General features: G+C 62.7%; 9 protein-coding genes. 6 read left to right on the top strand and 3 right to left on the bottom strand.

Going from position 1 to position 12,398, the window contains the following annotated elements; genetic code table 11:
* The first annotated feature begins 343 nt into the window (after positions 1-343).
* Positions 344-3,856 (top strand): DNA polymerase III subunit alpha, encoded by a 3,513-nt coding sequence (gene dnaE / locus RA24_RS00230; RefSeq protein WP_039188932.1) that lies wholly within the window; start codon positions 344-346, stop codon positions 3,854-3,856.
* Between the two features lie 167 nt (positions 3,857-4,023).
* On the top strand, positions 4,024-4,602 hold the full coding sequence (locus tag RA24_RS00225) for a 2OG-Fe(II) oxygenase (RefSeq protein ID WP_241480870.1): 579 nt from the start codon (positions 4,024-4,026) through the stop codon (positions 4,600-4,602).
* Between the two features lie 190 nt (positions 4,603-4,792).
* Here the strand turns inward: RA24_RS00225 and RA24_RS00220 are convergent, their stop codons facing one another.
* Both RA24_RS00220 and RA24_RS00215 read right to left on the bottom strand, forming a co-directional pair.
* Positions 4,793-5,416, bottom strand: a complete 624-nt coding sequence (locus RA24_RS00220; protein ID WP_039188929.1) for a hypothetical protein — start codon at positions 5,414-5,416, stop codon at positions 4,793-4,795.
* A 98-nt stretch (positions 5,417-5,514) separates the two neighbouring features.
* The gene (locus tag RA24_RS00215) at positions 5,515-5,709 is read right to left on the bottom strand and encodes a SlyX family protein (protein WP_019294798.1); all 195 of its coding nucleotides are present in this window, start codon (positions 5,707-5,709) and stop codon (positions 5,515-5,517) included.
* A 197-nt stretch (positions 5,710-5,906) separates the two neighbouring features.
* Between RA24_RS00215 and hisS the strand changes: the two genes are divergently transcribed.
* The 3 genes from hisS to hisG are packed head-to-tail and all read left to right on the top strand — an operon-like array spanning position 5,907 to position 9,180.
* Positions 5,907-7,394 carry a histidine--tRNA ligase gene (gene hisS / locus RA24_RS00210; protein ID WP_039148607.1) on the top strand — a complete coding sequence of 496 codons (1,488 nt, stop codon included), beginning with the start codon at positions 5,907-5,909 and terminating at the stop codon, positions 7,392-7,394.
* A 2-nt stretch (positions 7,395-7,396) separates the two neighbouring features.
* The gene (locus tag RA24_RS00205; RefSeq protein WP_039188927.1) at positions 7,397-8,485 is read left to right on the top strand and encodes an ATP phosphoribosyltransferase regulatory subunit; all 1,089 of its coding nucleotides are present in this window, start codon (positions 7,397-7,399) and stop codon (positions 8,483-8,485) included.
* On the top strand, positions 8,482-9,180 hold the full coding sequence (gene hisG / locus RA24_RS00200; RefSeq protein ID WP_019294801.1) for an ATP phosphoribosyltransferase: 699 nt from the start codon (positions 8,482-8,484) through the stop codon (positions 9,178-9,180). Before RA24_RS00205 ends, hisG begins: the two co-directional genes overlap by 4 nt.
* A gap of 207 nt (positions 9,181-9,387) precedes the next feature.
* Here hisG and RA24_RS00195 read toward each other — a convergent pair whose 3' ends face one another.
* Positions 9,388-9,819, bottom strand: coding sequence for a DUF1489 family protein (locus RA24_RS00195; protein WP_019294802.1), 432 nt, complete (start codon positions 9,817-9,819; stop codon positions 9,388-9,390).
* Between the two features lie 194 nt (positions 9,820-10,013).
* On the opposite strand from RA24_RS00195, the gene RA24_RS00190 reads away from it, so the two are divergent.
* Complete coding sequence (locus tag RA24_RS00190; protein ID WP_039188926.1) at positions 10,014-12,299, top strand: adenosylcobalamin-dependent ribonucleoside-diphosphate reductase; 2,286 nt, start codon at positions 10,014-10,016, stop codon at positions 12,297-12,299.
* Positions 12,300-12,398 lie beyond the last annotated feature (99 nt).

Raw genomic sequence — 12,398 nt, 5'->3', positions numbered from 1 at the left:
TTACCCTGTTGACCCTATGTGCCGCCCCCTCGATGCGGCGCAGAGGGGGAAGCGGGCTGTTTTATTGCTTGCTGACAACAGCCTAGGGAGCGGCCCGTTGCCAAAGCAAGGAAAACCGGTGCTGCGCTGCAGTATTTTGCGGAGCAAGAAAATTGCGGGCTATGCGGGTAGAGCATTCATATTTATGCGTTTTATCCGCATGTTTGCGGGGGCTTTACGCGCTGGATGCGAAAGAGTTTCAACAAAATGGATAAAATGCAGCGCCCACCACACCGGTTTTGGCGGGTGTTCAGTGCGCAGATCGCCCTTTCACCCCCGCGTGTCAATAAGATAGCGTGGCGGCATGACAAGCTCTCCCCGATTCATTCACCTGCGCACCCATACCGAATATTCGCTGCTGGAAGGCGCCGTGCGGCTGAAGAAGCTGCCGGACCTGTGCAAGAAGCATGAAATGCCCGCGATTGCGGTGACGGACACCAACAACCTGTTCTCGGCGCTGGAGTTTTCGGTGTCGGCCAGCGGCGCCGGGGTGCAGCCGATCATCGGCTGCCAGGTGGACCTGCGGTTCACCGAACCGGCGCCGGGCGAGCGGCCCAAGCCGCCCGCGCCGCTGGTGCTGCTGGCGCAGAGCGAGGCAGGCTACGAGCATCTGATGAAGCTGAACTCCTGCCTGTATCTGCGGCAGGGGGGAGAGCTGCCGCATGTGACGCTGGAGGAGCTTGAGGCGAATGCCGGTGATGTGATCTGCCTCAGCGGCGGGCCGGACGGGCCGGTGGGGCGGCTGCTGCAGATGGGGCAGCGGCCGGCAGCGGAAGCATTGATGCAGCGGCTGAAAGAAATCTTCCCGGACCGCCTGTATGTCGAGTTGCAGCGCCACCCGGGCGAGCACGGCCAGCCCGAGGCAGAGAAGCAGACAGAGCGCGGCCATGTGGAGATGGCCTATGCCATGGAGCTGCCGCTGGTCGCCACCAATGACGTCTATTTCCCCAGCACGGAGATGTTCGAGGCGCATGACGCGATGATCTGTATCGCCGAGGGCGCCTATGTCGATCAGGTGGAGCCGCGCCGGCGGCTGACCGCGCAGCATTACTTCAAGAGCCAGGAGGAGATGGTTGCGCTGTTTGCCGACCTGCCGGAGGCGATTGAAAACACGGTTGAAATCGCCAAGCGCTGCGCCTTCATGGCGTACCGGCGCGATCCGATCCTGCCGAAGTTCGCCGATGACGAGGTGGCGGAGCTGCGCCGCATCGCTAACGAAGGCCTGCAGCAGCGTCTTGCAGTGATCCCGCATGCTGTCAGCGTTGAGGAATACCAAGAACGGCTCGATTTCGAGCTGGGCATCATCGAGGGGATGGGCTTCCCCGGCTACTTCCTGATCGTTGCCGACTTTATCCAATGGGCCAAGGACCACGACATTCCGGTCGGGCCGGGGCGAGGCTCCGGTGCGGGCTCGCTGGTGGCTTATGCGCTGACCATTACCGACCTTGATCCGCTGCGCTACAGCCTGCTGTTCGAACGCTTCCTGAACCCGGAACGGGTGTCGATGCCTGACTTCGACATCGACTTCTGCATGGACCGCCGGGAAGAGGTGATCCGCTACGTGCAGGAGAAGTACGGGCGCGACAAGGTGGGGCAGATCATCACCTTTGGCGCGCTTTTGTCCAAGGCGGCGGTGCGCGACATGGGGCGGGTCTTGCAGATGCCCTACGGCCAGGTGGACCGGCTGTCCAAGCTGATCCCGGTCGAAGGCGTGAAGCCGATGTCGATCGCCGACGCGCTGAAGGAAGAGCCGCGCCTCAGCGAGGAGGCCCGCAACGAGCCGGTGGTGGACCGGCTCTTGACCTACGGCCAGCAGGTGGAAGGCCTGCTGCGCTCTGCCGGCACCCACGCGGCGGGTGTGGTGATCGGGGACCGGCCGCTGGATGCGCTGGTGCCGCTTTACCGCGATCCGCGTTCGGACATGCCGGCGACCCAGTTCAACATGAAATGGGTGGAACAGGCGGGCCTCGTGAAGTTCGACTTCCTGGGCCTGAAGACGCTGACCGTCATTCAAAACGCCATGGACCTGATTTTCCAGTCAGGGCGCGATCTGCATATCGCCGAGGACGGCACCCAGCTCTATGAGCCGCCGGAGGGGGCGGAGAACCAGATCAACGCCATTCCGCTGGACGACACGGTCACCTATGACCTCTACTCGCGCGCCAAGACGGTGGCGGTGTTCCAGGTGGAATCCACCGGCATGATGGATGCGCTGAAGCGCATGAAACCCACCTGTATCGAGGACATCGTGGCGCTGGTGGCGCTGTACCGTCCCGGCCCGATGGAGAACATCCCGGTTTATTGCGAGGTCAAGAACGGCCAGCGCGAGATCACTTCGGTGCACCCGCTGATCGACCACATCCTGGAGGAAACCCAGGGCATCATCGTCTATCAGGAACAGGTGATGCAGATCGCCCAGGTGATGGCGAACTATACCCTTGGCGGTGCGGACCTGCTGCGCCGGGCGATGGGTAAGAAGATCAAGGAGGCGATGGACGCCGAGCGCCCGAAATTCGAGAAGGGCGCGGCGGAAAACGGGGTCGACAAGAAAAAGGCCAGTGAGGTCTTCGACCTTCTGGAGAAATTCGCCAACTACGGCTTCAACAAATCGCACGCCGCGGCCTATGCGGTGGTGTCCTACCAGACCGGCTGGCTCAAGGCGAACCACCCGGTGGAGTTCATGGCCGGCGTCATGAACTGCGATATCCATCTGACGGATAAGCTGGCGATCTACTTCGAGGAAGTGAAGAAGGGGCTGGGGCTGAAATACGTGCCGCCCTGCATCAACCGCTCGCTGGCGACCTTCAACGTGGTCAACGGTGAGCTGGTCTATGCGCTGGGCGCGCTGAAGAACGTCGGCCTGGACGTGATGCGGCTGGTGGCTGAGGCGCGCAACGAGGACGGCCGCGAACGTCCCTTTGTCAATGTCTACGACTTTGCCCGCCGGGTGAACCTCAAGAAGGTCGGCAAGCGGCCGCTGGAGATGCTGGCGCGGGCGGGGGCCTTTGACCAGCTGGACAGCAACCGCCGCCGGGTGTTTGAGAGCCTGGGCGCACTGGTGGATTACTCCGCCGCGGTGCACGACCAGCGGAATTCCAGCCAGGTGTCGCTGTTTGGCGAGGCGGGGGAGGACCTGCCGGAGCCGCGGTTGCCCAATGTGCCGGACTGGCTGCCGGCCGAGCGCCTGTCTGAGGAATTCAAGGCGATTGGCTTTTACCTCTCGGGCCACCCTCTGGACGACTACATGCCTGCGCTGAAGCGCAAGAAGGTGATGACGCTGGACGAGGTGACGGCCAAGGCCGAACGCGGGCCGTTCATGGCCAAGATGGGCGGCGTCGTGGCCGGCCGGCAGGAGAGGAAGTCCGCCCGCGGCAACCGCTTTGCCTTTGCCCAGCTGTCTGACCCGTCAGGCGCCTATGAGGTGACGCTGTTCTCCGAGGTGCTGGAGAAGAGCCGCGAGTTCCTTGAGACCGGCGCCAAGGTGGTGATTACGGCTGAGGCGACGATGGAAAGCGACCAGCTGAAACTGCTGGTGCGGTCTGTTGGGCCAGTGGACAGTGCCATTGCCGATGCCGGGCGCAGTTCCCTGCGGGTCTACCTCAGTGATGCGGCGGCCGTCGGCACCGTGGCGCAGGTGCTGGAGGACGCCAAGGCGGCGGCCCGCAATGCGTCCCGTGGCGAGGTCTTTATGTACCTGCAAGACCCCGGCCTGCCCGGCGATGTGGAGATGGATCTGGGCCAGCCCTTCCCGATCAACCCGCAGATCAAGGGCGCGCTGAAGTCGCTCGATGGGGTGATGGATGTGGAGGAGATCTAGGATTCCCGCAAAGATTGACAGCAGGTTAGACAGCGGTTAGCGGTGGCAGCATGGAGCGGCTACTGCATAAACCTTGTTGTCACCACGTGCTTTTACGGGGCAGACACCATTGATGCCTCCGGCATGACTTGGACGACCTTTCGTACTGTCAAACCGGAGTAAAAACAGTGAACATTCCCGATGTATTGAATGGCCGTGTTTTCGAGGCGGCTGAATTTGTATCCTCAGATTTCTGCACACAGATGATCGCCAAGGCGTATGAACTTGGGTTCAAAAGGGCGACGATCAACACTGAATGCGGTGTCAAAGCGGTTCCGGATATCCGGAACAATGACCGGGTGATCTTTGATGACCCAGCGCTTGCAGCAGCTTTGTGGCAAAAAGTGAGCCCATTCTTCTCTGCTCCGTTCAAAGGCGCTGCGGTGGTTGGAGTGAATGAGCGGTTCCGATTGTACAGGTATCATCCCGGCCATTTCTTCGACTGGCATCAGGATGGGGAGTACCGCAGCGCACATGGCACCGTGAGCCGTTTTACAGTGATGCTTTATCTCAACGAAGGCTTTGAGGGTGGCGGAACCAGTTTCGCGGATGTGTTTTCGCCTTTCCGTTTTGCGGATTTCACCATTCAGCCTGCAACCGGCAAGGCTCTTTTCTTTCATCACCCTTTGTCGCACCGCGGGGACCCTGTGGTGTCTGGCGTGAAATACGCATTGCGCACAGATGTAATGTTTGAATCGGACGAATAAACCCAGGCCCGGAACAACGGCGCGGAGCGCTCCGGGCCTGCGGCAGACCGTTCGGGCGGGCTGGCGCACTGGTGAGGCAAAGTGCTCCGCCGGATAAGTTCTACGGACTTGGCCGGGATAAACTGCCAAACACAACCGCCGGGGCGCCATCCCACGGGCTGCCGCAGGCCCGTTTGAGGCAGGCGCGGGCTTAGGCCTCCTTCGGCACTGGCAGCTTGGCGGTGTCTTTCAGCAGGCGGATGGCATCCTTCATTTCCAGCCGCAGGGTTTTTACCACCTTTTTCAGCATCCCCTTCACCTTCTTCACGCCGCCCAGGATCGTGGTAAGCTCCTTGATCCAGCCAAAGACGATTTGCAGCACTGAGGCAAAGCGGTTCAGGATCGACAGCGCGGTGTCGAGCACGCCGATCTGCTCCCAGATCTCCTGCACCCAGCCCCAGACCTGGCGGAACATCTCGACGTATTTGCGGACCACGGTTTTCAGCACCCGGACCAGACGGGAACGGTCGGTGTTCTTGCGGATGGTATCAAGGATGCGCTGGCCCAGCTTGATCATGGTCTTCAGCATCTGCTCCACCCGGTCCAGCAGATTGAGCACCGTTTGCCCGGCAGAGGTGACCTGCGCGACTGCCTTCTTGCCGGCGGTCTTGGCGATGGACTTGGCCGCCGAGAGCATTTTCTTCATGAACTTGCGCAGGGGCATCAACAGCGAGCGGACGCGTTTCCAGACCTTCTTGAGGTAAAACAGCACGCGGGTGTGGAGCCTATCGATGCCTTTTTCGACGAATTCCACCGGGTCGTTGGATGGTGCCATGGCCGTGTCCCCCAATCACTTGTCACAGAATACACATGTGACAGCCTGCGCGGCGCGGGCGCTTGGATCAAGGGAAACCGTGGTTTTCGGGGCAGGCGTCAGTAATGCGGCGGGCGTTCGTCGGCGAAGACCACGCCACCGGTGCCTTCCTGCTCGCGGGTGGCTTCGCGCTGCATCAGCATGGCAACGCGGCGGGTCAGCACGTCGATCTCCTGCTGCTGGCGGGCGATCACGTCGCTCATTTCGTCCACGCTGCGGGTCAGATGGGCGATTTGCTCTTCCAGATGCTGCATGGGTCACACCTTTGATTGCGGATGCGCTTAGATAGGCGCTTTGGCGGGCTGCGTCCATCACCAAGCCGCGCGCATGTTCAAGATGAGAATTTCGGGTGAAAGGACGCAGGCGCAAGACCCTGCGCAGCCTTGCCGCGCGGGGCGGCATCCGTTAGACCGCCACGCGAGTGAAACCGCTACCCGTGAGGAGGCCAAACATGGCCAAAGTGAAGAAACAGCCCCGCCCCAAGGCGCAGACGCCAAAGGGGTTCCGTGACTATTTCGGTGCGGAGGTGACCCAGCGCAGCGAGATGCTGCGGGCCATCGCGGGTGTGTATCATCATTACGGGTTCGAGGCGCTGGAAAGTTCGGCGGTGGAAACCGTTGAGGCGCTGGGCAAATTCCTGCCCGACGTGGACCGCCCGAACGAGGGCGTGTTCGCCTGGCAGGAAACCGAAGAGGACGGCAACGGCGACTGGATGGCGCTGCGCTATGACCTGACGGCGCCGCTGGCGCGTGTCTATGCCCAGCACCGCAACGACCTACCGACACCTTACCGCCGCTATGCGATGGGGCCGGTCTGGCGCAACGAGAAGCCGGGGCCGGGCCGCTTCCGCCAGTTCTACCAGTGCGATGCGGATACTGTCGGCACGGCCTCGATGGCGGCGGATGCAGAGATTTGCGCGATGCTGTCCGATACTCTGGAGACCGTCGGCATTCCGCGCGGCGATTACCTGGTGCGGGTCAACAACCGCAAGGTTCTGAACGGCGTGCTGGAGGCGATGGGCCTGGGTGATGGCGATGCCAAGCGCGACGACGTGCTGCGCACCATCGACAAGTTCGACAAAGTGGGCGAGGCCGGCGTGCGCGAACTGCTGACTAAAGGCCGACTGGATGCTTCCGGCGCCTTCATCGACGGTGTTGGCCTGTCGGACGATCAGGCTGCGCCGGTGCTGGCGTTCCTGACATCCAAGGCGGCAGATGCGGCGGGCACCATCGCCAACTTGCGCGCTGCCGTGGGCGACAGCAAGGTCGGTCAGGACGGCATTGCCGAGCTCGAGCAGATCGGTGAGCTGCTGGCCGCGGGCGGCTACGGCAAGGACCGGATCGAGATTGACCCCTCGGTCGTGCGCGGGCTTGGCTATTACACCGGGCCGGTGTTCGAGGCGGAGCTGACCTTTGAGATCCTCGACGAGAAAGGCCGCAAGCGGCAGTTCGGCTCGGTCTCTGGTGGTGGCCGTTATGACGGGCTGGTCAAGCGCTTTACAGGGCAGGAAGTGCCTGCGGTGGGTGTCTCGGTCGGCGTTGACCGGCTGCTGGCGGCGCTGCATGCCAAGGGGCGTTTGAGCGCCGAGGCAACCGGCCCGGTTGTGGTCACAGTGATGGACCGCGACCGGATGGCGGATTATCAGGCGATGGTGGCAGAGCTGCGCAATGCGGGTATCCGGGCTGAGGTCTATCTGGGCAACCCCAAGAACTTCGGCAACCAGCTGAAGTACGCGGACAAGCGGAACTCTCCGGTCGCGGTGATTGAAGGCGGTGACGAGAAGGCCAATGGCGTGGTGCAGATCAAGGACCTGATCCTGGGCGCCAAGATCGCCGAAAGCGCGACGCTGGAAGAGTGGAAGGAACGCCCCAGCCAGTTCGAAGTGCCCCGCACCGAACTGGTCGCCAAGGTGCGCGAAATCCTGGACGGGCAGGGCTGATCATGACGCTTCGTTCTGACATACAGGCCCGCGCCGCCCAGCTGCGGGTCCGCTTTGAGGCCGCAGGGGCGCAGGTGGTGGACACACCGCTGCTGCAGCGGGCCGGCACGTTGCTGGATCTTTACGGTGAGGACATCCGGGCGCGTGCCTATGTGACCACTGACGCCTTGCGCGGCGAACAGATGCTGCGTCCCGACTTCACCGTGCCGGTGGTGGAGGCGCATATGCGCCATGGTGCCGAGCCTGCGCGCTATACCTATTCCGGCGAGGTGTTCCGGCGCCAGGAGATCGACCCGGACCGGCCCAACGAATACTTGCAGGTTGGCTATGAGGTGTTCGAGCGTGACGATGCCGCGGCGGCGGACGCGGAAGTATTTTCGCTGTTTGCGCTGCAGGTGCGCGGGCTGCCCTTGCGGGCGGCGACCGGTGACATCGGCATTCTGATGGCGGCGGTCGAGGGGCTGAACACCACGGACAAGCGCAAGGCGGCGCTGATGCGCCACATCTGGCGGCCGCGCCGCTTCCGCTCCTTGCTGGACCGTTTTGCAGGCCGCAGCCCGGTGCCGGAAAGCCGCAGGAAGCTGCTGGAAACCGAGGGCGACCTGACCGGCTCTGCCGTGGAGATCGGCAAGCGCCGCGCGGCAGAGGTGCAGGCGCGGGTTGAGGCGTTGCGCGAGGATGCCAAGCATCCGCCGATAGCCGAAAACGAATTGCTGGCGCTGGAAGCGCTGATGGCGGTGCGGGAAACTGTGCCCTTTGCCACTGAGCAGATGCGCGACATCGCGGTGGATCTGCCGCAGATCAACCCGGCGCTGGACCGGCTGGATGCGCGCACGGCAGCGATGAAGGCGCGCGGTGTCGATGTGGACAACCTCGATTTCGAAGCTTCCTACGGGCGCACCTCGATGGAGTATTACGACGGGTTTGTCTTTGGCTTTTATGCAGAAGCACGCCCCGATCTGCCGCCGGTTGCCAGCGGCGGGCGTTATGATGCGCTGACCCGTCAGCTGGGTGAGGGCGAGGAGATCCCCGCAGTGGGTGGTGTGCTGCGCCCGGACCTGATGCTGCAGCTTGAGGAGGCGCGCAAATGACCCTGAAGCTGGGAGTGCCGTCCAAGGGGCGGCTGATGGAAAAGACCTTTGACTGGTTTGCCAAACGCGGCGTGACGCTGTCTCGCACCGGGTCGGACCGCGAATACGCGGGCGCGGTTGAAGGTGTGTCGAATATGGAGCTGGTGCTGCTGTCGGCGGGAGAGGTCCCGCGCGAACTGGCTGCGGGGCGCATTCACCTGGGCGTGACCGGCACCGATCTGGTGCAGGAGAAGCTGCCGCGGTTCGAGCAGCAGGTGGAGGATCTGGCGGAAATGGGCTTCGGCCATGCCGATCTGATCCTGGCGGTGCCGCAGTTCTGGATCGACGTGGACACCCTGGATGATCTGGACGCTGCCGCATCGGCGTTCCGCGCGGCGCATGGCCACCGGCTGCGGATCGCCACCAAATACCACCGGCTGGTGCGGGAGTTCCTGACCGACGCCGGAGTGGCGGATTACCAGCTGGTCGACAGCCAGGGCGCGACCGAAGGCACGGTGAAGAACGAGACCGCCGAAATGGTGGCCGACATCACTTCCACAGGCGAGACGCTGCGGGCCAATCACCTGAAGCTCTTGAACGACGGTCTGGTGCTGAAGTCGCAGGCCACCCTGTGGCGCAGCCGGGTGGCGAAGTACGGCACCGATGAGAAGGCGGCGCTGAACACGCTGCTGGACCTGCTGGAACACCGCAAATAAGCGCTGCTGCCCGCGCGCCCGCGCGGGCTTGGCCCAACGCCTTCAAGGCATCTATGGATGCCTGAAAAGGGGGCGGGAGGGTTTCTACTTGGTTCTGGAAGCTCCCGCCCGTTGCTGGAAACTTCACAGATGTTTCCGCCTCGGTTGGGCCGTGCGCCGGGCTGACGCCCGGCGCTGGCGAGGCTGCCGCGGGGGGAGCGGATTGCCTCAGATAACCCCGATTTCCGCCAGTGCCTGGGAAAGTTCCAGCGGCAACGGCTCCTCCTGTTTTTTACCTGCGGGCAGGTCGGCAGGGGAGTCTTCAGCCTTCAGGTAGCGCCAGCCCTGGAACGGGCGTTTCGGCGCCGTGTGGGTGCGCTGCAGCTCCGGGTCCAGGATGATGGCGCAGCGGCGGATGCCGTCTTCGCCGATGACCTCATCCAGCCGCAGGATGCGCTGGCGGCACTGGATCAGCCCCTTGATCACCCAGTAGATCGAGCCGCCGTTCAGGATCTCTGCCTCGCGCTTGGGCCACATGCGGGTGACGTGCCGCGGCAGGCCCTCCGGCAGTTCCGCACGGCGCATTTCCTGCCAGGCCATCAGGCTGTCGACGCTTTCGGTGCCGACCGAAAGCTTCACAAGATTCACGCGCTTATCCACAGGTTCCCCACAGAGTCGTCCAGAGCTTTGACAGTATATAGTAGTTTACGGATCACCGACTTCAAGGTATTGTGTTTCTCCACGCTATTGCTGCAAGTAAGCCTTAACAAAAAATGGATTCGCCACGGTGCCCGGAAAGAGCTGCCGCAGCGGAGCCGTTTTCATGAAGCCCGAACGAGCCGAAGGACCGACACATGAGCCGCTTTGCCGCCCCCATCGCCGAGCAGATCTGGGATATGAAATACCGTTTCAAGCAGGCCGATGGCGCGCCGATCGACGTGACCGTTGAGGACACCTGGCGGCGCATCGCGCGTGACTTGGCGCGGGCGGAGAAGAAGCCGGACGTATGGGAAGAGAAGTTCTATGGCGCGCTGGAGGACTTCAAATACCTGCCCGCAGGCCGCATCACCGCGGGCGCCGGCACCGCGCGCCAGGTGACCCTGTTCAACTGCTTTGTGATGGGCACGGTGCCGGACAGCATGTCGGGCATCTTCGACATGCTGAAAGAGGCGGCGCTGACCATGCAGCAGGGTGGCGGCATCGGCTATGACTTCTCCACCATCCGGCCGCGCGGTGCCGATGTAAAAGGCGTAGCGGCGGATGCCTCCGGCCCGCTGTCGTTCATGGATGTGTGGGACGCGATGTGCCGCACCATCATGTCCGCAGGCTCCCGCCGGGGTGCGATGATGGCGACCATGCGCTGCGACCACCCGGATATCGAGGCCTTCATCACCGCCAAATCCGACTCGGCCCGCCTGCGCATGTTTAACATGTCGGTGCTGGTCACAGATGACTTCATGGATGCGGTGAAATCCGACGGCTCCTGGGAGCTGCAGTTCGACGGCAAGGTCTATCACACCGTCGAGGCGCGCGACCTGTGGAACAAGATCATGCAGGCGACCTATGACTATGCCGAACCGGGCGTGATCTTCATCGACCGCATCAACAAGGCCAACAACCTCAACTACATCGAGAATATCTGCGCCACCAACCCCTGCGGCGAGCAGCCGCTGCCGCCCTATGGCGCCTGCCTGCTGGGTTCGATCAACATGGCGCGGCTGGTGGCCAGCCCGTTTGAGAAAGACGCCCATCTGGACCAGGCCGCAATGCAGGAACTGGTCGCCACCGCAGTGCGGATGATGGACAACGTGGTCGACGTCTCCAAGTTTCCGCTGGAGGCGCAGGCGCAGGAAGCGAAGAACAAGCGCCGGATCGGCCTGGGCGTGACCGGCCTCGCCGATGCGCTGCTGATGCTTGGGCTGGAATACGGCTCCGACGAGGCGGCGCGCCAGACCGACGAATGGCTGCACGCGATCGCACGCGCCGCCTATCTGGCGTCGGTGGACCTTGCCAAGGAAAAAGGCGCCTTCCCGCTGTTCGACGCCGACAAGTACCTCAATTCCGGCAATATGCTGAACATGGATGAGGACGTGCGCGACGCCATCCGCGAACACGGCATCCGCAACGCGCTGCTGACTTCCATCGCGCCGACCGGGACCATTTCGCTTTATGCGGGCAACGTGTCCTCGGGCATTGAGCCGGTCTTCGCCTATGCCTATACCCGAAAGGTGCTGCAGAAGGACGGCAGCCGCACCGAGGAGGAAGTGGTCGACTACGCAGTGCAGATGTACCGTGAGAAGTTTGGCGCGGACGCCAAGCTGCCGGACTATTTCGTGAACGCCCAGACGTTGAGCCCGGCGGCCCATGTCAAGATGCAGGCGGCGGCGCAGAAGTGGATCGACTCGTCGATCTCCAAGACCATCAACTGTCCGGAAGACATCTCCTTTGACGACTTCAAGGACGTCTACATGCAGGCCTGGGATCAGGGCTGCAAAGGCTGCACCACCTACCGCCCGAACGACGTGACCGGCTCGGTCCTGTCGGTGAGCGAGAGCGCCGACACCGCTCCGGGCGAGACCGCGCAGGCGCCGCATGAAAGCGACAGCGCTGAGGTGGTCTATATGTCCGAGCCGCTGGACCGCCCGCAGTCGCTGGAAGGCCATACCTACAAGCTGAAGTGGCCGGACAGCGAGCATGCGATCTACCTCACCATCAACGACATCATCATCAACGGCCACCGCCGCCCGTTCGAAGTGTTCATCAACTCCAAGAACATGGAGCATTACGCCTGGACGCTGGCGCTGACCCGGATGATCTCAGCCGTGTTCCGCCGCGGCGGGGACGTGTCCTTTGTCGTCGAAGAGCTGAAGGCGGTGTTCGACCCGCGCGGCGGCGCCTGGGTGCAGGGCAAGTACATTCCCTCGATCCTGGCGGCGATCGGCGGTGTGATCGAGACCCATATGGTAAAAACCGGTTTCCTGGAAGGTGAGGGCATGGGCCTGAAGTCCGACCCGCAGGCGCAGGTGGTGAACCTGAACCAGCCCCGCGGCAAAGCCTGCCCGAGCTGCGGCCAGTTCGATATGCAGATGGTCGAAGGTTGCATGACCTGCCGCAGCTGCGGTCATTCGAAATGCGGGTGAGCGGGCTTTGTCCTGTTTTCGGACACACCGTGCCTTTTCCGGATTCCACAATTTCGGTTTTCCAGCCTGAAAAATGAACCATAAAAATGAGGGCGGAGC

The sequence above is a fragment of the Leisingera sp. ANG-M6 genome, from assembly GCF_000813905.1.
Lineage (GTDB): Bacteria > Pseudomonadota > Alphaproteobacteria > Rhodobacterales > Rhodobacteraceae > Leisingera.
The sequence above is the reverse complement of the archived record's forward strand: the minus strand, read 5'-3'. Positions and strand labels throughout refer to the sequence as shown.